18 protein-coding genes are annotated in these 20163 nt (G+C 72.1%); 8 read left to right on the plus strand and 10 right to left on the minus strand.

The annotated features are described in order from the left end of the window. Positions 1 to 8: 8 nt before the first annotated feature. From OHU35_RS08920 to OHU35_RS08945, 6 genes are all read right to left on the minus strand, one after another. Positions 9 to 590 carry a hypothetical protein gene (locus tag OHU35_RS08920; protein ID WP_189726642.1) on the minus strand — a complete coding sequence of 194 codons (582 nt, stop codon included), beginning with the start codon at positions 588 to 590 and terminating at the stop codon, positions 9 to 11. Positions 591 to 683: 93 nt separating this feature from the next. Further along, positions 684 to 1925 carry an MFS transporter gene (locus OHU35_RS08925; RefSeq protein WP_189726643.1) on the minus strand — a complete coding sequence of 414 codons (1242 nt, stop codon included), beginning with the start codon at positions 1923 to 1925 and terminating at the stop codon, positions 684 to 686. A 28-nt stretch (positions 1926 to 1953) separates the two neighbouring features. Beyond that, positions 1954 to 3390, minus strand: a complete 1437-nt coding sequence (locus OHU35_RS08930) for a CitMHS family transporter (protein WP_189726644.1) — start codon at positions 3388 to 3390, stop codon at positions 1954 to 1956. 137 nt (positions 3391 to 3527) lie between these two features. Further along, on the minus strand, positions 3528 to 5771 hold the full coding sequence (locus OHU35_RS08935; RefSeq protein ID WP_405505125.1) for a molybdopterin oxidoreductase family protein: 2244 nt from the start codon (positions 5769 to 5771) through the stop codon (positions 3528 to 3530). 94 nt (positions 5772 to 5865) lie between these two features. After that, complete coding sequence (locus OHU35_RS08940) at positions 5866 to 6483, minus strand: TetR/AcrR family transcriptional regulator (protein WP_189726646.1); 618 nt, start codon at positions 6481 to 6483, stop codon at positions 5866 to 5868. Beyond that, positions 6480 to 7091, minus strand: coding sequence for a hypothetical protein (locus OHU35_RS08945; protein ID WP_189726647.1), 612 nt, complete (start codon positions 7089 to 7091; stop codon positions 6480 to 6482). Before OHU35_RS08945 ends, OHU35_RS08940 begins: the two co-directional genes overlap by 4 nt. A 161-nt stretch (positions 7092 to 7252) precedes the next feature. Here OHU35_RS08945 and hmgA point away from each other — a divergent pair, with 161 nt between their 5' ends. The 3 genes from hmgA to OHU35_RS08960 all read left to right on the plus strand — a co-directional run bounded on the left by hmgA (position 7253) and on the right by OHU35_RS08960 (position 10635). Beyond that, on the plus strand, positions 7253 to 8605 hold the full coding sequence (gene hmgA, locus OHU35_RS08950; protein ID WP_189726648.1) for a homogentisate 1,2-dioxygenase: 1353 nt from the start codon (positions 7253 to 7255) through the stop codon (positions 8603 to 8605). A 26-nt stretch (positions 8606 to 8631) separates the two neighbouring features. Continuing rightward, positions 8632 to 9378, plus strand: a complete 747-nt coding sequence (locus tag OHU35_RS08955; RefSeq protein ID WP_189726649.1) for a GntR family transcriptional regulator — start codon at positions 8632 to 8634, stop codon at positions 9376 to 9378. A 90-nt stretch (positions 9379 to 9468) separates the two neighbouring features. Continuing rightward, complete coding sequence (locus tag OHU35_RS08960; protein ID WP_189726650.1) at positions 9469 to 10635, plus strand: type ISP restriction/modification enzyme; 1167 nt, start codon at positions 9469 to 9471, stop codon at positions 10633 to 10635. Here the strand turns inward: OHU35_RS08960 and OHU35_RS08965 are convergent. Then, the gene (locus OHU35_RS08965) at positions 10632 to 11348 is read right to left on the minus strand and encodes a TetR/AcrR family transcriptional regulator (RefSeq protein ID WP_189726651.1); all 717 of its coding nucleotides are present in this window, start codon (positions 11346 to 11348) and stop codon (positions 10632 to 10634) included. The two genes, OHU35_RS08960 and OHU35_RS08965, sit on opposite strands and share 4 nt — an antisense overlap. Before the next feature lie 63 nt (positions 11349 to 11411). Here OHU35_RS08965 and OHU35_RS08970 point away from each other — a divergent pair, with 63 nt between their 5' ends. After that, positions 11412 to 12368: an ATP-binding cassette domain-containing protein gene (locus OHU35_RS08970; protein WP_405505126.1), complete on the plus strand. Its 957-nt coding sequence runs from the start codon at positions 11412 to 11414 to the stop codon at positions 12366 to 12368. Further along, on the plus strand, positions 12365 to 13147 hold the full coding sequence (locus OHU35_RS08975) for an ABC transporter permease (protein WP_189726653.1): 783 nt from the start codon (positions 12365 to 12367) through the stop codon (positions 13145 to 13147). Before OHU35_RS08970 ends, OHU35_RS08975 begins: the two co-directional genes overlap by 4 nt. A 137-nt stretch (positions 13148 to 13284) precedes the next feature. Here OHU35_RS08975 and OHU35_RS08980 read toward each other — a convergent pair whose 3' ends face one another. The 3 genes from OHU35_RS08980 to OHU35_RS08990 form a co-directional block, all read right to left on the minus strand. Continuing rightward, on the minus strand, positions 13285 to 13551 hold the full coding sequence (locus OHU35_RS08980) for a hypothetical protein (protein ID WP_184562045.1): 267 nt from the start codon (positions 13549 to 13551) through the stop codon (positions 13285 to 13287). 126 nt (positions 13552 to 13677) lie between these two features. Then, positions 13678 to 14496, minus strand: coding sequence for an anti-sigma factor domain-containing protein (locus OHU35_RS08985; protein WP_189726654.1), 819 nt, complete (start codon positions 14494 to 14496; stop codon positions 13678 to 13680). Then, the gene (locus tag OHU35_RS08990) at positions 14493 to 15035 is read right to left on the minus strand and encodes a sigma-70 family RNA polymerase sigma factor (protein ID WP_184597574.1); all 543 of its coding nucleotides are present in this window, start codon (positions 15033 to 15035) and stop codon (positions 14493 to 14495) included. Before OHU35_RS08990 ends, OHU35_RS08985 begins: the two co-directional genes overlap by 4 nt. Before the next feature lie 226 nt (positions 15036 to 15261). Between OHU35_RS08990 and OHU35_RS08995 the strand changes: the two genes are divergently transcribed. From OHU35_RS08995 to OHU35_RS09005, 3 genes are all read left to right on the plus strand, one after another. Then, positions 15262 to 16794 carry a DUF4331 domain-containing protein gene (locus tag OHU35_RS08995; protein ID WP_189726655.1) on the plus strand — a complete coding sequence of 511 codons (1533 nt, stop codon included), beginning with the start codon at positions 15262 to 15264 and terminating at the stop codon, positions 16792 to 16794. Positions 16795 to 16903: 109 nt separating this feature from the next. Beyond that, positions 16904 to 18508 carry a tetratricopeptide repeat protein gene (locus OHU35_RS09000; protein WP_405505127.1) on the plus strand — a complete coding sequence of 535 codons (1605 nt, stop codon included), beginning with the start codon at positions 16904 to 16906 and terminating at the stop codon, positions 18506 to 18508. Beyond that, entirely contained in the window at positions 18505 to 20070 is a 1566-nt protein-coding gene (locus tag OHU35_RS09005) for a nickel transporter (protein ID WP_189726657.1), read from the plus strand. Before OHU35_RS09000 ends, OHU35_RS09005 begins: the two co-directional genes overlap by 4 nt. Positions 20071 to 20163: the final 93 nt, after the last annotated feature.

Below are 20163 nucleotides of genomic sequence, written 5' to 3' on the forward strand. Positions count from 1 at the left end.
AAGGCGTCCTACGCCGCGCCATCAGGGCGGCGGCGGAGGCGGAACCAGACCACTCCGGCGACGGCGGCCAGGCCGACGGCGGCGGCGCCGGCGACCGGAGTGAAGGCCTCGGCACGGGCGATGCCGCCCCCACCCGCCGGCGCACCGCCGTTCGGGGTGATGGTGGCCTTGGAGTCCGGGCAGGCGACCTGGAACACCTTGAACTTGCCCGCGCCGTGGGCCCGGTCGGTGAGCCACGTCAGCTTGTACTGCCCGTTGGGCAGGTCGACGAGCGGGCTGCGGCCCGCGCCGGCCGCGTCGAGGGTGACCGAGCCGCTCTTGGCCGGTACCTCGGGCAGCGCCTGGATGGTCCAGTTGACCGTCTCGCCCGCCTCGAAGTCGAACGCGGCGAGGTAGAAGTCGCAGACCTTCGAGTCGTTGCGCCGATCACCGGCGGCCGTCTCGGTGGCGTGGATCTTGACGTCCCCGTTGTCCCCCGGAGCGGCGACAGCGGGCACCCCGCTCAGGGTGGTCCCGGCGAGGGTGAGAGCAGCGAGGACGGCGGTGCGGGTGCCGGCACGACGTGCGAGGGGTACGACGGGCATGAACATGCCTCCAAGTCAGATGATTTTCATACAAACACCTCGTCACCTGACTATCTGCCACATGTCACCCGGAAACGCCGGAGCAGCGCCCACGACGCGTCAGATGTCGCTCTTCCGGCCCAACGGCATCCCGTTCCGGCGGGGTTCGGGATCCTCTCCGCCTGCCTCCTCCGGCTCCCGCGGCGACCGCACCGCGACCCCCGACGACATCAGCAACAGCACCCCCAGCATCACGAACGGCGCCGCCACGCCCGCGACCCCGGCGATCAGCCCGGCCGCGGCGGGCGCGGCGACCTGGCCGAGCCGGTTGCCGGTCAGACGCAGGGCGAGGGCCGTGGAACGGGCCTCGTCGGGTGCGGCCTGGACGACCGTCGTCATGGACAGCGGCTGCCCGACGCCCAGGCAGAAGCCGAGCAGTACGAGCAGCAGACCGAGCGCCCACACCGGCACCGGCAGGGCGATGCCCGCGCACAGCAGGGCCGCCAGCAGACACGTCACGGTGAGCAGCATGGTCCGGCCGAGCAGCCGCAGCAGCGGCGTCAGCACCAGACGGCAGGCGATGGTGGCCGCCGCCCGCAGGCTGAGCAGGACGCCGATCACGGACGGCGCGATACCCCGGTGCTCGCCCACCACCGGGAGGTACGCGGTGAGGATGTCGGTCGCGGACAGCACGGCGAGGCTGATGAGGATGCCGGCGGGCACGCCCCGGGTGCGCAGGATGCTCCGGACCGGGACCCGGTCGCCCTTGTCCGCCGGGGACGTGACTGCCGTACGGCGGTGCTCGATGCGCCACAGCGAGGTGAACGCGACCGCCGCGACCCCGCCCGCCACGACCAGGGCGAGCGCGCTGGTGCCCGCCATGTCCTCGCCGCCGATCAGCGCACCCGCCGCGACGGGGCCGACCAGCTGGCCGAGCGCGGCGCCGATGGTGAAGTGGCCGAAGTTGCGGTCCTGGTCGTGCGGCGCGGACTGGCGGGCGACGAGGGACTGGGAGCCGATGACGAAGCAGAGGTGGCCGAGGCCCATCACCCCGCTCCACAGGGCCATCGTCCCCAGGGAGTCGGCGACGCCGCTGAGGGCGCAGCCGCCGGAGATGAGGACGACGCCGAAGGGCAGCAGGGGCGCGCAGCGGCCGTGGTCGGTACGGCGGCCCAGGGGCACGGCGGCGAACAGCGGAAGCAGTGCGTACACACCGGCGATCACACCGACCGCGCGTTCGTCCGCGCCCAGGGCGAGGGCCCGGTAGGAGACGGCGGGCCGGGCCATCGACACCGCCGCCTGCGCGAAGCTGAAGGCGATGACGAGGCGGAGCAGCCAGCCGCGGTTCCCACCGGGCCTCACGATGTACTCCAACGGGGATCGGACAAGGTCAGATGATCCCGAACAGGATGCCCGCCCCGAGGATGACCAGGCAGGTGAGGGCGGCCCACTTCACGACGAACTTGGTGTGGTCGCCGAACTCCACCTTGGCCATGCCGACCAGGACGTAGACGGCCGGGACGAGCGGGCTCGACATGTGCAGCGGCTGGCCGACCAGCGAGGCGCGGGCCATCTCCACCGGGGAGACGCCGTGCGCGGCACCGGCCTCGGCGAGGACGGGAAGGACACCGAAGTAGAAGCCGTCGTTCGACATGAAGTACGTCAGCGGCAGGCTCAGCACACCGGTGACGACGGCCATGTGCGGGCCCATGCCCGCGGGGATGACGTCCACCATCCACTTGGCCATGTTGTCGACCATGCCGGTGCCCTGGAGGACGCCGGTGAAGACGGCGGCGGCGAAGACCATGCCGGAGACGTTCAGGACGTTGTCGGCGTGGGCGGCCAGGCGGGCCTTCTGGTCGGGGATGTGCGGGAAGTTCACGGTGAGGGCCAGCGCGGCACCGAGCAGGAACAGCACCGGGATCGGCAGCCACTCCATGATCATGGCGGTGAGCAGGGTGACCGTGAGCAGCGCGTTGAACCAGTAGAGCTTGGGGCGCAGGGTGGCCCGGTTCGGGTCGAGGCCCTGGAAGCCGTCGTCCTCGGTGTCGTCCTCGGCGTCGGCGCCACTGCCGGAGCCCGCGCCCGCGTCGGTGCCGGCACCCGTGGCGCCGCCCTTGCGCATGTCGACCTTGCCGTCGCCCGAGCCGCCGGCTCCGACGAGGACCGTCTCGGTCTCCTTCTCCTCCTCCAGCACCTCGTCCAGCGTCAGCACGCCCAGCCGCCGGCGCTCACGCACACCGAGCACGTAGGAGAGGCCGAAGACGAAGAGCAGACCCACCAGGAGCGCCGGGATCATCGGGACGAAGATCTCGCTGGCGTCGAGCTTGAGCGCGGTCGCGGCGCGGGCGGTCGGGCCGCCCCAGGGGAGGGTGTTCATCACGCCGTTGGCCATCGCGGCGACACCGGTCATCACGACCAGGCTCATCTTCAGGCGCTTGTACAGCGGGTACATCGCCGAGACGGTGATCATGAAGGTGGTGGAGCCGTCGCCGTCCAGCGAGACGATCGCCGCGAGCAGGGCGGTGCCCACGACGATCCGCATCGGGTCCGCTTTACAGAATTTGAGGATCCCGCGGACGATCGGGTCGAAGAGACCGACGTCGATCATCACACCGAAGTAGACGATCGCGAACATGAGCATCGCCGCGGTGGGGGCGAGGTCGGTCACGCCGTCGAGGACGTAGTCGCCGAGGTGGGCACCCTTGCCGACGAACACGCAGAACAGCGCGGGAATCAGCACGAGCGCCGCGATCGGCGACATCTTCTTCATCATGATCAGGACCAGGAAGGTCGCGATCATGGCGAAGCCGAGGATGGTCAGCATGAGTGGATTACCTAACGTTCGCCCTTGAACATTCCCACCAGGGCCGGCGGTTCCCGAGACGTTAGGTCCCGTCAAGCAGCGTTAACAAGACGTTGACGTGCGAGCAATAAGCGCAAAACTGCTGGTCACAGCTTTGCTCAGGTCAGAGGCATGAGCTTTTCGGCCGCCGGGGCGCATTCGACGGGCACTCCGTTGAGGACCGCGTTGCCCGACAGCGGGTCGAGCAGACGGCCGTCGAGAAGCTGGTTGACGTTGACGCCGGGGTCGGTCGAGGCATGGCTGAGGCGGGTGCCGGGCCGGTCGTGGCCCCAGCCGTGCGGCAGGCTCACCACACCCCTGCGGACGGCGTCCGTGACCTCGGCCGGTGCGGTCACCTCTCCCCCGGCGCCCTTCACCCGGACCGGCGCCCCGTCCGCCACGCCCAGCCGTTCGGCGTCCTCGGGGTGGATGTGCAGGGTGCAGCGGTTGGTGCCGCCGGTCAGGGCGGGCACGTTGTGCATCCAGCTGTTGTTGGAGCGCAGATGACGCCGGCCGACCAGGACGAGCCCCTCGGGGCGTTCGGCCAGGGCCGCGCGCAAGCGGGGCAGGTCCTCCTCGATCGGCCCCGGCAGCAGCTCCACCCGGCCGCTGCGGGTCTTCAGCGGCTGCGGGAGCCGGGACCGCAGCGGGCCGAGGTCGATGCCGTGCGGGTGCGCGAGCAGCTTCTCCAGGGTGAGCCCGTCCGGTCGTACGCCGAAGCCGTCGCCGTAGGGGCCGAGGCGCAGCATCATGTCCAGCCGTCGTTCGGGGCCGGTGTCGCCGGTGAGCTGTGCGGCGAGGTCGCGGGGGTCTCGGTCGTATACGGGCGAGTGGGGTTCCGTGACCGCCTTGCCGAGGGTCTGGTCGATGACCATCTGGTCGACGGCGGCGGGGTCGGCTCCGTGCATGCCCGTGACAGCGAGGATCAGCCGGGCCAGGATCTCCGTCTCCGCCATGCGGCCGGGTTGCAGCGGGACCGCGGGGCGGGTGTAGCGGACCTGGTTGCGGACGGCGAGGGTGTTGAAGGCGAAGTCGTGGTGCGGGCTCTGGGAGGGCGGGGGCGGGGGCAGCACCACATGGGCGTGGCGTGAGGTCTCGTTGAGGTAGGGGTCGACGCTGACCATGAAGTCGAGCGAGTCGAGCGCCTTGTCGAGCCGGTCGCCGTCGGGCGCGGACAGGACGGGGTTGGCGGCGACGGCGACGAGCGCGCGGACCGGCTCGCCTTCCTCGGTGGCGGTGTCGATCTCCTCGGCTAGGGCCGACAGGGGCAGCTCGCCCTTCGCTTCGGGGTGCCGGCTCACCCGGGAGTGCCAGCGCCCGAGGGCGAAGCCGCGGCCGGGTCCGGCGGGGCGCGGGGTCTTGTCGGTGGCGGCCTGCGGGAAGAGCGCGCCGCCCGGCCGGTCGAGGTTGCCGGTGAGGACGTTCAGGACGTCGACGAGCCAGCTGGCCAGGGTGCCGTGCGGGACGGTGCAGCTGCCGATGCGGCCGTACACGGCGGCGGTGGGGGCGGCGGCGAGTTCGCGGGCGAGGGTGCGGATGAGGCCGGCGTCGACGTCACAGGCCGGGGCCACCGCCTCGGGGGTGAACTCCCGCAGGGCGTCGGCCAGTTCCTCGACGCCCTGGACGTGCGGGGTCGGCTCGACGAGGCCCTCGGCGTAGAGCACCTGCGCCATCGCCGCCAGCAGCAGCGCGTCGGTGCCGGGCCGCACGGCGATGTGCCGGTCGGCGAGCTTGGCGGTCCGGGTGCGCCGCGGGTCGATCACGACGAGGCTGCCGCCACGGGCCTTGAGCGCCTTGAGCTTGCCCGGGAAGTCGGGGGCGGTGCACAGACTGCCGTTGGACTCCAGCGGGTTGGCGCCGATCAGGAGCAGATGGTCGGTGTGGTCGAGATCGGGCACGGGGATGGCGTTCGCGTCGCCGTAGAGCAGTCCGCTGGAGACGTGCTTGGGCATCTGGTCGACCGTGGAGGCGGTGAAGACGCTGCGGGTGCCGAGTCCCGCGAGCAGCACCGTCGGGTAGAGGGCGCCGGCCATGGTGTGCACGTTCGGGTTGCCGAGGACGACACCGACGGAGTTCGGGCCGTACCGCTCGACGACCGGGCGGATGCCGGCGGCGACGGCGTCGAAGGCCTCCTCCCAGGTGGCCTCGCGCAGCTCACCGTCCCTGCGCACCAGCGGGGTGCGCAGCCGGTCCGGGTCGGAGTCGACGGCCCCGAAGGAGGCGCCCTTGGGGCAGATGAACCCCTCGCTGAACACGTCGTCGCGGTCACCTCGGGCATGGGTGACGCGCGTCCCCTCGATGGTGAGGGTGAGGCCGCAGGTGGCCTCGCACAGGGGACAGATACGCAGGGCGGTGCGGGACACGGGTCCTCCCGGGGGCGGCGGCTACGGTGACGCGCGAACGCGCCCGAGCATACCGACCGGTATGCACGGAGGGGAGGCCCCTGACGGCATCGGGTCAGTCGAGCACCCGGGACAGATACGCCCGCAGCATCTCCCGCATCTCCTCGATGATCTTCGGGTCCCCTTCCGGCGCGACCCGGAACGCCAGGTGCACGAGCGTGTCGGCGGTCTCCACGGCGATGAGGAACACCCGGCTCAGCTCCTCGTCCGGCTCGCGGTCGAGGTAGCCGGAGAGGAGCTCGGCGAGGCGGTCGGCGACACGGTGGTTGGGTTCGCTGTGGCGGGCGCCGACCGGGATCTGGTTGCCGAAGTCGACGAGGGAGAAGCCGGGCGCGGTGCGCTTCATCTCCAGGTACTCGTCGAGCACGGCGTCCATGGCCACGCGCCAGCCCCCGTCGCCCGTCTCCCGCAGGCGCTCGGTGACGCGGGCGGAGTACCGCTCGAGGTTGCGCTGGGCCAGCGCGTCGGCCATCTGGCGCTTGTTGCCGAAGAAGCGGTAGACCGAGCCGATGGGGACGCCGGCCCGCTGGGCGACGGCGCGGGTGCTCAGGGCGTCGTAGCCGACCTCGTCGAGAAGGTCGGCACAGGCGTCGAGGATCCTGGTCAGACGTTCGGCACTGCGCCGCTGCACGGGCGCACGACGGAGCGATGTCGCGTGGGGCACGGGCTTCATGATGCCTTTCCGGCGCGGCCGGGTGAACCTCGCCCCCCGATCCGGGACCGGGTGTCCGTCGCATGCGTCCCCGCTTCTCCCGGGGCGGTCGCACCCGGCGTCGCGCCCGGGCCGGGCTCCGACGCGGTGATGTCGGCCGTGCTCTCCACGGGCCTGCCGTCCACCGCCCAGGCAGTGCCGTCGTCGGCGTAGAGGCGGGCCGTGACGTGGTGCGTGCCGCGCGGCACGAGGTGGGCGGCCAGCCGGTACTCGGAGGTGCGGAGCCGGGTGACGAGACGGCCGTCCACATAGAGGTGCGCGAGGCCGCGCCCGGCCACCGCCGCACCGGTCGCACCCGCCCGCGAGAAGCGGAACCTGCGGACGGTCAGACGGACGTCCCAGCTGCCGGCCGTGTCGGGCTGCACCTCTATGCCGAGGTCGGGGGCGTCCCGCTGGGCCACCTGACGGTAGGGCCGCCCCTCCGTGTCCCGGCCCTCCAGGAGCGTCCCCACCGGCGTGGGCGAGGTCCCGCTCCCCCGCTCCCGCGCATCACCCGAGCCGCAGCCCCCGGCGCCGGCCAGCAGAACGCAGACCGCGAGCAGGGTGAGAGGTCCACGTGTCCACGACATGTCCGCGAGCGTAGAACGCGTGTCCGGCCCGGCGGATCGTCCTCAAGTCGGGTTCAGGTCATCCGTCGAGAGGAGGGCGCGTGTCCCTCTTGCGCCGGGGAAAACGCAATCCTACGGTGTTGCATAGGAATCGGGAATCGGACCGCAAGGGAGCAGCGATCATGGGCGATGGGGGTACCTCCCGCGCGAGCGGGTTCGAGCGTGAGGGAACGCGGAAGACCGCCGAGGGGCTGACCTATCTCTCCGGCTTCGGCAACGAGCACAGCTCCGAGGCCGTCCCGGGCGCGCTGCCCGAGGGCCGCAACTCGCCGCAGCGGGCTCCGCTCGGGCTGTACGCGGAGCAGCTGAGCGGTACGGCCTTCACCGAGCCGCGGTCCCACAACCGCCGCTCGTGGCTGTACCGGATCCGCCCGTCGGCCGCGCACCCGGCGTTCACCCGGACCCACAACGACTCGATCCACACCGCCCCCTTCACCCAGACCGTGCCCGACCCGAACCGGCTGCGCTGGAACCCCCTTCCCGACCCGGCCCCCGAGACCGACTTCCTGGCCGGGCTGTGGACGCTGGGCGGCAACGGCGACGCGACCCAGCGCACCGGCGTCGCCGTGCACCTCTATGCCGCCAACGCCTCGATGGAGCGGGTGTTCAGCGACGCCGACGGCGAGCTGCTGATCGTCCCGGAGCGCGGCGGACTGCTGCTGCGCACCGAGTTCGGTCTGCTTCATGTGGAGCCGGGCCATGTCGCGCTCGTCCCGCGTGGGGTTCGCTTCCGTGTGGAGCTGCTGGACGCCTCGGCCCGCGGCTATGTGTGCGAGAACTACGGCGCGCCCTTCCGCCTCCCCGACCTGGGCCCGATCGGCGCCAACGGGCTCGCGCACCCCCGGGACTTCCGCGCCCCGGTCGCCGCGTACGAGGACGTCGAGGGCCCGGTGGAGGTGGTGAACAAGTTCTGCGGCAACCTCTGGACGGCCACCTACGACCACTCCCCGCTCGATGTCGTCGCCTGGCACGGCAACCATGTGCCGTACGCCTACGACCTGCGCCGTTTCAATGCGCTCGGCACCATCACCTACGACCACCCGGACCCGTCGATCTTCACGGTGCTGACGTCCCCGTCGGACACCCCGGGCCTGGCCGGTGTCGACTTCGTGGTGTTCGCGCCGCGCTGGCTGGTGGGCGAGGACACCTTCCGGCCGCCGTACTTCCACCGGAACGTGATGAGCGAGTACATGGGCCTGATCGAGGGGGCGTACGACGCGAAAGCGGAAGGCTTCGTACCGGGCGGCGGTTCGCTGCACAACATGATGTCGGCGCACGGCCCGGACCGGGAGACCTTCGACCGGGCGAGCGCCGCCGAGCTGAAGCCGCAGAAGATCGACGACGGGCTGGCGTTCATGTTCGAGACCCGCTGGCCGCTGACCCTCACGCCGCACGCGGCCCGGGCGGAACACCTCCAACAGCGCTACGACGACGTCTGGCAGGGCCTGGAGCGGCACTTCCGTCCCTTGCACTGAACCCCCCTGACCGGTACGGATGGCCCGTGACCTCCTTCGCTCCGGACTCGATCGTCCTGAACCGCAAGCTGCCGCTCTGGTACCAGGTGTCGCAGTCGCTGCGCGCCTCGATCCTCGGCCGCTCGCCCCAGGACCCGCTGCGCCTGCCCACCGAGGAGCAGCTGGCCGGGCACTACGGCGTGAGCGTGCTGACCATGCGGCAGGCACTGAAGGAGCTGGAGGACGAGGGGCTGATCACCCGCCACCGCCGGCGGGGCACCTTCATCGAGCCGCACGCGCGCAGGGGTTCCCCGGTCCGTCTGCTCGGCTCGGTGGACGCGATCGTGGCCCAGCAGTCCGGTATGACGACCGAACTGCTGGACCACGGCACGACCCCCGTGCCGGGCGAACTCGCCGAGTTCTTCCCGGAGATGCGGGAGGTCTCGACGTACCACCGGCTGCGGAGCGACGAGAAGACGGGTGAGCCGACGAATCACGCCCGGAACTACGTCCGTCCCGAACTGGCCGCGCGGATCGACCTGGACGACCTCGTCCGGTGGCCCATGACCAAGGTGCTGCGGGATGTCGTCGGGGTGGACATCAGCCGCATCACGGACACGGTGGAGGCCCGGCTCGCCGACCCGGAGACCGCGAAGCTGCTCCAAGTGCCGCTGCTCAGCCCGATCCTGCACTACACGGGCATCACCTACGACACCGACGGGCGGCCCCTGGACGTGGCCGTCATCCAGTACCGGGGCGACCGGTTCTCCTTCACGGTGACCCTTGACGCGTAGCGGTCGCCCCGCGGGCCGGTGGGGGCCGGTCGCGCCCGCGCGGCGGAGCCGCACATGACACAGCCCCGCGCCCCTCGGAGGCGTCGTACGATGCCCTGCGTGACGCACGACGACGCTCCGCCGCTGGCGGACCTCATGCCGTGGTCCGTCGCACCGCCGCGGCTCGGCCGGGGCTGGCCGGCGGCCCCCGACGCGGCCTCCCTGAAGGCCCGCTGGGACGCCTTGGTGAAGGCCGAGGGCCCCGACCGCGAGACCCTGTTCGAGCCGACCCGCTCGCGCACGCTGCACACGGCGGTCGGCCAGTTGCCCGGCCGGACGGGCGGCACGGAGAAGCTGCTCCGCGCCTCGGGCCCGTGCCCGGAGCCGGTGCGCGTGCTGCAGGCACCCTTCGACGAACAGTGGCTGATCCCCGACCAGCGGCTGATCGACGCGGCCCGCCCGGAGCTGTGGCGGGTGGCGGACGAACGGCAGGTCTTCGTGGTGGAGGCGCCCGCGGCCCTCGCGCCTTCCCTCCTCGTCACCTCACTGCTCCCGCTGCTCCGCCCGGGCCGCGTCCGCCCGCTGTTCCGCCGGCCGGGCGGGCGGGAACCCAACCTGACCCCCGGCCTGCTGGAGCACCTGGGCGCCCGCCTGGGCGACGCTCCGACGCCTCTGGACGTACTGGCCTGGATCACGGCGACGGCGCGCCCGGACCTCACCGTCCCGCTCACCGGAGACAGCGAGGCGTGGACGCGGGGCGTGGAGCTGGGCCGCCGACTGCTGTGGCTGATGCGCCGCGACGGCGCACGCCCGAAGCTCCCCGGCGGCCGCCGCCCCTACGTCCGCGCCCCGCTGCCCTCCCGGCCGCTGACCCTGGACTACGACAGGGACGAGGAGGCCCTCCTGCTGGACGAGGGCCGCATCTCCCCGGTGCCGCCGGAAGCCTGGGACTTCGAGGCGGGCGGGGTCCGCGTCCTGGAACAGTGGTTCGAGGCGCGCGTCACCGAGGCCGAGCCGGGCACCCTCGCGGCGATCCGCCCCGCGACCTGGACGCAGACCTGGACATCGGAGCTGCTCGAACTGATCACGGTCCTCGCCCTGCTCGCGGAACTGCGCCCCCTGGTCGAGCCGGCGGACGAGCCGGCGCTCCCCGACCCGATCACGACGGCCGAACTCCGCGAGGCGGGCCTCCTCCCGGTGCCGGCGGCGGTCCGCCGGCCGGCCTCGGTGCTGGACGGCCCCGAGGAGGGCCCGGAGGGGCAGCTCGCACTGCTCTAGCGCAGATCGGGGTCGTAGGCGTCCAGTACACGCTCCAGCGCGCGCTTGAACACCGCGTCCAGATCGACCGGCCCGCTCTGCTCCATGAAGGCCGCGGCCAGTCGCGGATACGCGCCGGTGGCCACCTGGCTGCCCAGATAGGCCATACGCACCGCGTTCTCCTCCTCCTCGGACCACGGCATGGAGCGGGTGCGCTCGACGGTCGCGATGTCGTTCGCGGTGTAGGTCGTCACGATGCCGTTGAGCAGCGCGATCAGCTCCGTCTTCGTCCCGGCCGGAGCGTCGAGCGGTTCGAGGCAGGCCAGGCAGTGCTCCAGATAGCGCAGGGTGTTGGGGCTGAAGCCGTAGACGCCCGACATCAGGCGCGGCACCCAGGTGTGGCGGTACATGATGGCCCGGGTCTCCTCCGCGTTGCGGAGCATGTCGGCGCGCCAGTCGCCCGTGGGCTCGAACATCTCGTGCTCGGCACCGACGGCGTCCACCATCAACTCGTACAGATCCTCCTTTCGGGGGACGTAGTTGTACAGCGACATCGTGCCGCAGCCCAACTCCGCGGCGACATGCCGCATGGACACACCGTCAAGCCCCTCCGCGTCGGCGATCCGCACCGCCGCCGCCGCGATGCCGGCGCGGGTGAACGCCGGTTTCGGCCCACGGCCGGTGCGCTCGGGGCGCGCCCAGATCACTTCGGGTACGGCCGCTCGGCCCGCCATCGATCATCACCTCGGCCACCATCCTAGTTACGTACAGCGTACGTAGTGCGCTATGGTCGAGCCATGACTTCTACGTACGCTGTACTTAGTGAAGGTCTCGAGAAGCGATTCGGGGAGGTTCACGCCGTGCGCGGACTGGACCTCGGGGTGGCCGAGGGCACCGTGTGCGGGGTCCTCGGGCCGAACGGGGCGGGCAAGACCACGGCCGTGCGGCTGCTGACCACGCTGCTGCGGCCGGACGCGGGCTCCGCGCGGGTCGCCGGGCACGACCTCGTCCGCGAGGCCGCCGCCGTACGGAGCCGGATCGGTGTCACCGGGCAGGACACCTCGATCGACGGGGACCTGACCGGGCGCCAGAACCTCCTGCTGTTCGGCCGGCTGCACCGGGTGCGCGGTCCGGCCGGCCGGACCGCGGAACTCCTCGACCGCTTCGGCCTGACGGAGGCCGCCGACCGGCCCGCGTCCACCTGGTCCGGCGGCATGCGCCGCCGCCTGGACCTGGCGGCGAGCCTGATCCGCCGCCCCGACGTGCTGTTCCTGGACGAGCCGACCACCGGCCTCGACCCGGCCAGCCGCAACCTCATCTGGGACGCGGTGCGCGACCTGACCGCCGAGGGCACGACCGTGCTCCTCACCACCCAGTACCTGGAGGAGGCCGACCAGCTCGCCGACGACATCGCCCTGGTGGACCGGGGCCGGGTCGCGCACACCGGGTCGCCGGCACAGCTCAAGGCGCTCGTCGGGGCGCACGCCGAGGTCGTCGTGACGGACGCGGACGTGCTCGTGAGGGCGGCGGGCGTGCTCGACCGGCTCACGGGAGCGCAGCCGTCGTTCGACCACGAGCGCAACGCCGTCGGCGCGGTCAGCAAGGACCCGACACTCACCCTCCCGCTGCTGGTGCGCGCCCTGGACACGGCGGGCGTGCCGCTGCTCGACGTGAGCCTGCGGCCACCGACCCTGGACGACGTGTTCCTGCGCCTGACCGAGACCACCAGCGAGGAAAGGGAGGCTGCCGCATGAGCATGCTGGCGTACGACGGGACCGCGATGCTGGGGCGCCAGCTGCTGCGGATGCGGAACAACCCGGGGCTGTTGATCCTCACCCAGACGATGCCGATCAGCATGCTGCTGTTCTTCGGCTACGTCTTCGGCAGCGCGCTGGCGATGCCGGGCGAGGCGTACCGGTCGTTCCTCGTGCCGGGCCTGCTGGTGGCGACCGCCGCGGGCGGCATCATGACCGGCATGTTCCAGGCGGCCCAGGACACGCACCGGGGCGTGACGAACCGCTTCCGTACGCTGCCGATGAGCCGGGCGGCCGTACCGCTCGGACAGGCCGCGGCGGACGTGGTGGTCACGGCCGTCGGGACGGTGCCGTTCCTGCTGGTGGGGCTCGCGGTGGGCTGGCGGATCGAGGGCGGCCCGCTCGAAGCGGCGGGGGCCGTCGGGCTGTTGTTGCTGTTCCGCTTCGCGTGCACCTGGGCCGGGATCTACCTCGGCCTGCTCACCCGGAACGAGGAGGCGGCCGGTCAGCTGGGCGGGGCGACCTTCCTGCTGCCGCTGCTGTCCAGCGCGTACATCCCGACGACGGGACTGCCCGGGTGGCTGCGGACGGTCGCCGAGTGGAATCCGATCAGCGCGGTGGCGACGGCCCTGCGGGACCTGTTCGGCAACGCGCCCGTGCCCGACGAAGCGGCCTGGCCGGTGGCCCACCCCGTCGCGGGGTCACTCATGTGGTGCGCCGTGCTGCTGGGGATCTTCGTGCCGCTGGCCGTGCGTCAGTACGCACACGGGGAGCGGTAACCCCGGGGAGGGGAGGAGGGAGGGGGGAGCGTGCCGCGCTCGGGAACACACCTGGCGTTGCTGCGTGCCGTGGGGATGACGGACGACGAGTGCGCAGCGTGACGCCGGGGGCGGTGTGACCGCCCGAGCGCGGGCCCCTACCTGCCGCCGAACAGCGAGCGGCGCAGTCGGCGCAGCGGTGCGAAGAGCGAGACGCGACGCACGCGTGCTCCCCTGCCACTGCGGTCATGCGGCTGACGCGCGGTCAGTTCACGCATCAGCGAGGTCGCCTCGACCGTCTCCCGCTGCGGGACGGCAGGACCGCCCAGCACCGACAGATGGCGGTCGAGGCGCGAGCTGGTCGCGCTGCTCCCGCAGGTGATCGCAGGGACCCTCGCCCTGCTGCGCACTGTTATCTGTTCCATGTCACTCCCCACCCGTACGAGTCCACCCGGCCCGGGCAGGTTAACCCTATCGCCCCGCCCGGGCACTCGTGTATCGCGGTCACAGGATTCACCTTCCCCATAAGGGGGTTGACGATGTATCTCCGATTACTCTCCGAATCCAACAGATTTCAGGGCGAGTTGGACGATGGGCTGGGTGGTGGGCTGCGGTGACCCTCCGGCGGGCTCGACGGTTACGGCCAGTGACGTCGCGGAGGAGCCGAGACTGGTCGCGACCAGGGGCGTGTCGCCTTTGAGGAGCCCCAGGGAGCGTGGTTGCGCGCCCGGGCGCATGAGCCACAACTGGTGCACTCGGCCGCCCGGCGGGGTGCTGTATCCGCCGAGGGTGACCACCGCGCTCCCCTCCGTCGCGGAAGCGATCACTCCGATGGTCCGGCCCCGCCCGTCCCGGCCGCTGCTCGCACGGGCGTCCGGAGCCGCCAGAACGTGGGCGATCTCACGTGACCGGTCCCGCTCGGCGGTCAGTTCGTCCTGGGTCCGGTTCGCCTGGACGGCGAACAGCGAGGCGACGACGAGGGCCGCGGCGGCGGTGGCCGTGGCGAAGGGCACGAACAGCGGGATCCGGCGCCGCACCCGCTGTCTCGGCGGCGGCTGGGTGCCCCACACGTGCGGCGGCAGCTGCGTCGCACGCGCGCGTGCCGGCTCGCGTGCCGCCTCCTGGGGCACCGGGTCCTGCGGAGTCGTCCGTACGGCGGCCATGACGCGGTCGCGCAGGGCGGCAGGGGCCGGGGCGGCCGTGGACCAGGCGAGCCGGACGGCGTCCTCGGACAGGGCGCGCACCTCGGCGGCGCAGCGGTCGCAGTCCTTCATATGCCTCTCGAAGCGGAGCCGCTCCGGGGGTTCCAGGGCGTCGAGCGCGTAGGGCGCGGCGAGCGAGTGCGGGTCCTCGCGGCGGAAGAGGCTCATGCCACGCCTCCCAGGCACTCGCGCATCCGGGTCAGCCCGTCACGCATGCGCGTCTTGACGGTGCCCAGCGGCAGGGAGAGCCGCTCGGCCACTTCACGGTAGGTGTAGCCCTCGTAGTAGGCGAGGGTGACGGACTGGCGCTGGAGGTCGGTGAGGCGGTCCAGGCAGCGGCGTACCCACTCGCGTTCGAGTCCCGCCTCGACCTCCTCGGTGACCTGGTCGAAGGCCGGGAAGTGGGCGCGCCAGGCCTCGCGCTGCTCGCGCTCCCCCGCCGCGCGGGCGCTGCGCACCCGGTCGACGGCACGGCGGTGGGCGAGGGTGAGGATCCAGGACAGCGCGCTCCCCCGGCCCGGGTCGAACTTCGCGGCGGACCGCCACAGTTCGAGCAGCACTTCCTGAGCCACCTCCTCCGACTGGGCCGGGTCGCGCACCACACGCCGTACCAGACCGAACACCGGGCCGGACACCAGTCCGTACAACTCCTCGAAGGCCTGGTGGTTCCCGCCCGCCACGAGCAGCAGCAGCTCGTCCGCCTCCACTCGTTCCCCCTCTCCGAGGCCGCATCGGGCCTGTCCCCTCACACGAGGTATTCGCAACGCACACACCTCCGGATGGGGTTACGGATCAACTCGCCGAAAACGCGGGTCTCCTGCGATGAAACAACATTCCAGTCGCGCCGTAAGAACGTTTGAGATTCGACCAATCCGCTCTGCCGACCGCTCCGAATGGTGTGTGTCAGGCAAGTTGGCACCGAGGACGGACGGCATGACACCTAGCTTCAGGACCGGCGCGGGGCGCCGGAGCATCGCGACTGTGATCTGTGGTGCGCTGGCCACCGGCGGGCTCACCGCCGCCGGTGTGACCGCGCTGGCGCCTGAGGAGGCCTCCGCCTCCAGTCACCGCGAGGCCCCGCTGATCTCGGGGACACCTCAGTACGACAACACCGACGTGTACGCGTTCGTCAGCCCGGACAAGCCGGACACGACGACCATCGTCGCGAACTGGATCCCGATGGAGGAACCGGCGGGCGGGCCCAACTTCTTCACGTTCGCCGAGGACGCCGAGTACGACCTGCGCATCGACAGCAACGGCGACGCGCAGGAAGACCTGCTGTTCCGGTACACGTTCAAGACGCACACGAAGAACGACAAGACGTTCCTGTACAACACGGGTCCGGTCGAGAGCCTCGACGACCCCGACCTCAACATCACGCAGACCTACGACCTCGAGCTGATCAAGCTGAAGAACCTGAAGGCGGTGTCGAAGACCAAGGTCGCCGACGACGTGCCGGTGGCGCCGTCGAACGTCGGCAAGGCGTCGATGCCGGACTACAACACCCTGCGCAAGCAGGCGATCCACAAGCTCGCCGGGGGCGCCCAGACGTTCGCCGGGCAGGCCGACGACCCGTTCTTCCTGGACCTGAGGGTCTTCGACCTGCTGTACGGCGGGAACCTCTCCGAGGTCGGCAACGACACGCTCAAGGGCTACAACGTCAACTCGATCGCCCTGCAGGTCCCCAACAGCTTCATCGCCGAGTCGCACGAACAGCCCATCGTCGGCATCTGGTCGACGACGCAGCGCGAGAACGCCAAGGGCTACTACTCCCAGGTCTCGCGCCTCGGCATGCCGCTGGTGAACGAGGTCGTCAACCCGCTGAAGGACAAGGACAAGTTCAACGCGTCCGCACCGCGGGACGACGCCCAGTTCCTGGAGAACGTCACCAACCCGGAGCTGCCCAAGCTCATCGAGGGGATCTACAAGATCCCGGCGCCCGACGAGCCGCGCAACGACCTCGTCGACGTGTTCCTCAAGGGCGTCAAGGACCTCAACCAGCCGCCGCACGTGACACCGTCGGAGCAGTTGCGGCTCAACACGTCCATCAAGCCGGCCGCCAAGCCCAAGCGGCTGGGCGTCCTGGACGGTGACAACGCGGGCTTCCCGAACGGGCGGCGGCTCACCGACGACGTGATCGACGCGTCGCTCCAGGTCGTCGAGGGTGAACTGCTCGGCGCCAAGAACGACCTCGGCGACGCTGTCAACGAGAACGACAAGAAGTTCGGCAAGTCCTTCCCGTACCTGGCCAACCCGACCGAGGGTTCGCGCGGCCCGCTCGCCAAGGGCGTGGACGGCGGCAACGACGTCCGCAGCCAGCTCGGCGACGCGCTGCAGCCGGCCGGCGCGCAGGGCTCGGACGACATGCGCCTGATCGCCGCGTCCGCCGGGGCCGGCGCGGGCGGAATCGTCCTGATCGGCGCGGCCCTGATGTGGTGGCGCCGTATGCGGAACCGGGCGTACTGACCCGTTCCGCTCCCCCCTACTGGCGCGGCCCGTTCCCACCCATCCCCCACGGCACGGGCCGCGCCGTCTGCTCCCACACCTGCACCTGCACAGCCGACTGAGGAGACCCATGCCTCCGCGTACGACGGACAGCGCACCGGAGAGGCGCGACGACGACCGCCCACGCCCGGACCACGAGCCGGCCGTCGAGCCGGAGGCTGATGCCGCGGCCGGGCGTGACGGGGAGGCCGGCGAGGCACAGGCCGATGAGGCACGGGCCCATGCGGAGGGCGCCCGTCCCGACAGCGACAGCGACAGCGACAGCGCATCCTCCGCCGGCAAGGACGTCGACCAGCGGGTGGCCGCGATGCGGCGGACCGCCGACGGCGCGCGGCGCTGGCGGGCGGCTCAGCTGGCCGGGTGCGCCGCGCTGCTGGCTGTGGCGCTGACCGGAGGGGCCATCGCCTTCGGGGGTGCGGGAAACGGCCGGGCAGGCGGCGACGCCGCCGCCGTGTCCGCGGCCGGGGCGCTGTCGCCGGGCGTGCTGGCCCGGGGGGATCTCGACGCGGGGATCGCGTCCCTGCAGAAGCATCTCCGGGCCCAGCCGAGGGACTTCGGCAGTTGGGCCACCCTCGGCGTCGCCTACGTCGAACAGGCCCGGACGAAGGGCGACCCCTCGCGCTATCCGCAGGCCGAGCGCGCGCTGAAGCGGTCCCTCGAACTGGAGCCCGGCAACGACCCGGCCCTGGCCGGCCAGGGCGCCCTCGCCGCGGCCCGGCACGACTTCCCCGGCGCCCTGAAGTACGCCGACCGGGCCCTGAAGCAGAACCCCTACAACGAACGTGCCCTGTGCACCCGCATCGACGCGCTCGTCGAACTCGGCCGGTACGACGACGCCGCAAAGGCCGCCGACACCGCCGACGACAGGCGCCCCGGGGTGCCCGTCTTCACGCGGTACGCGTACGTGCGGGAGCTGCGCGGCGACGTCCGCACGGCGCGTGACGTGCTGGAACGTGCCCTGGACGCAGCCGACTCGCCCGCCGACATCGCGTACGTCGCCACCGCTCTCGGGCAACTCGCCTGGAACCAGGGCGACTACAAGGCGGCCCTCGGCCACTATGCCCGCGCGCTCGCCGCCGACGACTCCTACCTGCCCGCCCTGGAGGGCCGCGCCCGCGCCGCGGCGGCGGACGGTGACCGTGCGGCCGCCGTGAAGGGACTGGAGCAGGTCGTCGCCCGCTTCCCGCTGCCCGGCCCGCTCGTCGCCCTCGGCGAGCTGTACGAGGACCGCGGCGCCGACGGCGACCGTGCGAAGGCCGGTGACCAGTACGCCCTGGTCGACGCCTGGACGGCTCTGGCCCGGGCCGGCGGTGTCAACGCCGACCTCGACTCGGCCATGGCCGCCGCCGACCACGGCGACAAGAAGGAGGCGCTGCGCTCCGCCCGCGCCGAGTGGGACCGCCGCCACAGCGTGCACACCGCCGACGCCCTCGCCTGGGCCCTGCACGTCAACGGCCGCGACGAGGAGGCCCTGCCGTACGCCCGCCGGGCCACCGCCACCGGCTACCGCAACGCCGCCTTCCTCTTCCACCGCGGGATCATCGAACGCGCCACCGGTGACGAGCGCGAGGCCCGCGACCATCTGAAGGCCGCGCTCGACCTGAACCCCGGCTTCTCGCCCCTCGGCGCCCGCGAGGCCCGTACCGCGCTCAAGGACCTGGAGAAGAACCGGTGACCCTGCGCCGACTGTTCGCGTCCGGCGCCGCCGTCCTCACGGCCGCCTGCGCGCTCACTCTGCTGCCCGCCGCCACGGCGAGCGCCCACCCGCTGGGCAACTTCACCGTCAACCGCTACGACGGCCTCGTCGCCGCCCCCGGCGAACTCCGGGTCCGGCACGTCGAGGACCTCGCCGAGATCCCGGCGACCCAGGCGAAGCCGGACATCGAGCGGCTGGGCATCGCCCTGTGGGCCCGCGAGCGGTGCGCCACGGCCGCCGCGGACAGCAGGGTGACCGTCGACGGCCGTACCGCCGCCCTCACCGCCGAGCGCAGCCGCGCCCGCGTGCGCCCCGGGCAGGCGGGGCTCGACACCCTCCGCGTGGAGTGCGAGCTGACCGCTCCCCTCCCGTCGGACAAGGAGAGTGTGTCCCTCGGCTTCCGCGGCGCGGGCGCCTCCTCCGGCCCGGGCTGGCGGGAGGTCACGGCCCGTGGCGACCGTATGACCCTCACCGCGTCGGACGTACCCGAGAAGTCGATATCGGCCGAACTGACCAAGTATCCCGAGGAGTTGCTCTCCTCGCCGGCCGACACCGCGTCCGCCGCCCTGCGGGTGCGCCCCGGCGGGGCGGCTCTGGCCGAGGAGGAGTCGGACGCCCCCGCCGCCTCCGTGCTGCCGCGCGGCGCCGACCGCTGGACGCGGGCCCTGGACGACCTGGTCGCCCGGCACGACCTCACCGCGGGCTTCGCCGCGCTGGCTCTCGGCATCGCCGTCGTCCTCGGCGCGATGCACGCGCTCGCCCCGGGCCACGGCAAGACCATCATGGCCGCGACGGCGGCGGCCCGGGGCGGTGCGGCCCGGATGAAGGACGTCCTGCCCATGGCCGCCTCGGTGACGGTCACCCACACCCTGGGCGTGGTCGCCCTGGGCCTCCTGGTCACGGCCGGTTCGGCGGCGGCCCCTTCGGTGATCGCCTGGCTCGGCGTCGCCAGCGGCCTGCTGGTGACCCTGGCGGGCGCGAGCCTGGTCCGCCGCGCGCTGCGCAGCCGCGCCCCCCACCCTCACCCCCACAAACACGACCACGATCACGACCACCACCATCACGATCACGATCACTCGCACGGCGATGACCACCACCACGACCACAGCCATCCGCACGACCACGCCCACCCCCACTCCCATCCGCACACGGTCGTGCACACCCACGGCGGCTTCACCCACTCCCACGCCGTCGCCCCCACCCTCCGCGGCACGATCCTCATGGGCTTCGCGGGCGGACTCGTGCCCAGCCCGTCCGCCGTGGTGGTGCTCGTCGGGGCCGCGGCCCTCGGGCAGGCCTGGTTCGGTCTGCTGCTCGTCGTCGCGTACGGCGTCGGGCTGGCGCTCACCCTGACGGCCGCCGGGTACGCCGTCGTCAAGGCGGGCAGCGGGATGACCCGGCTCCTGGACCGGCGCCCCCGCTGGACGGCGGGCCCGATGGCGGCCCTGATACGCCGCACCGCACCGCTCGGTTCGGCCTTCGCCGTGGTGGTACTCGGCGCCGGACTGGTGTTCAAGGGGGCGGCATCCGCACTCGGCTGAGTTACGTTCGTGAGAAAACAGGCGTCAGAGGGAAAGCGGACGTCGTGAGGAAAACCGACCTCGTGGGGAAAACAGACCTCGTGGAGATTTCGC

Source organism: Streptomyces purpurascens (assembly GCF_045040895.1).
Taxonomy (GTDB): Bacteria; Actinomycetota; Actinomycetes; order Streptomycetales; family Streptomycetaceae; genus Streptomyces; species Streptomyces purpurascens.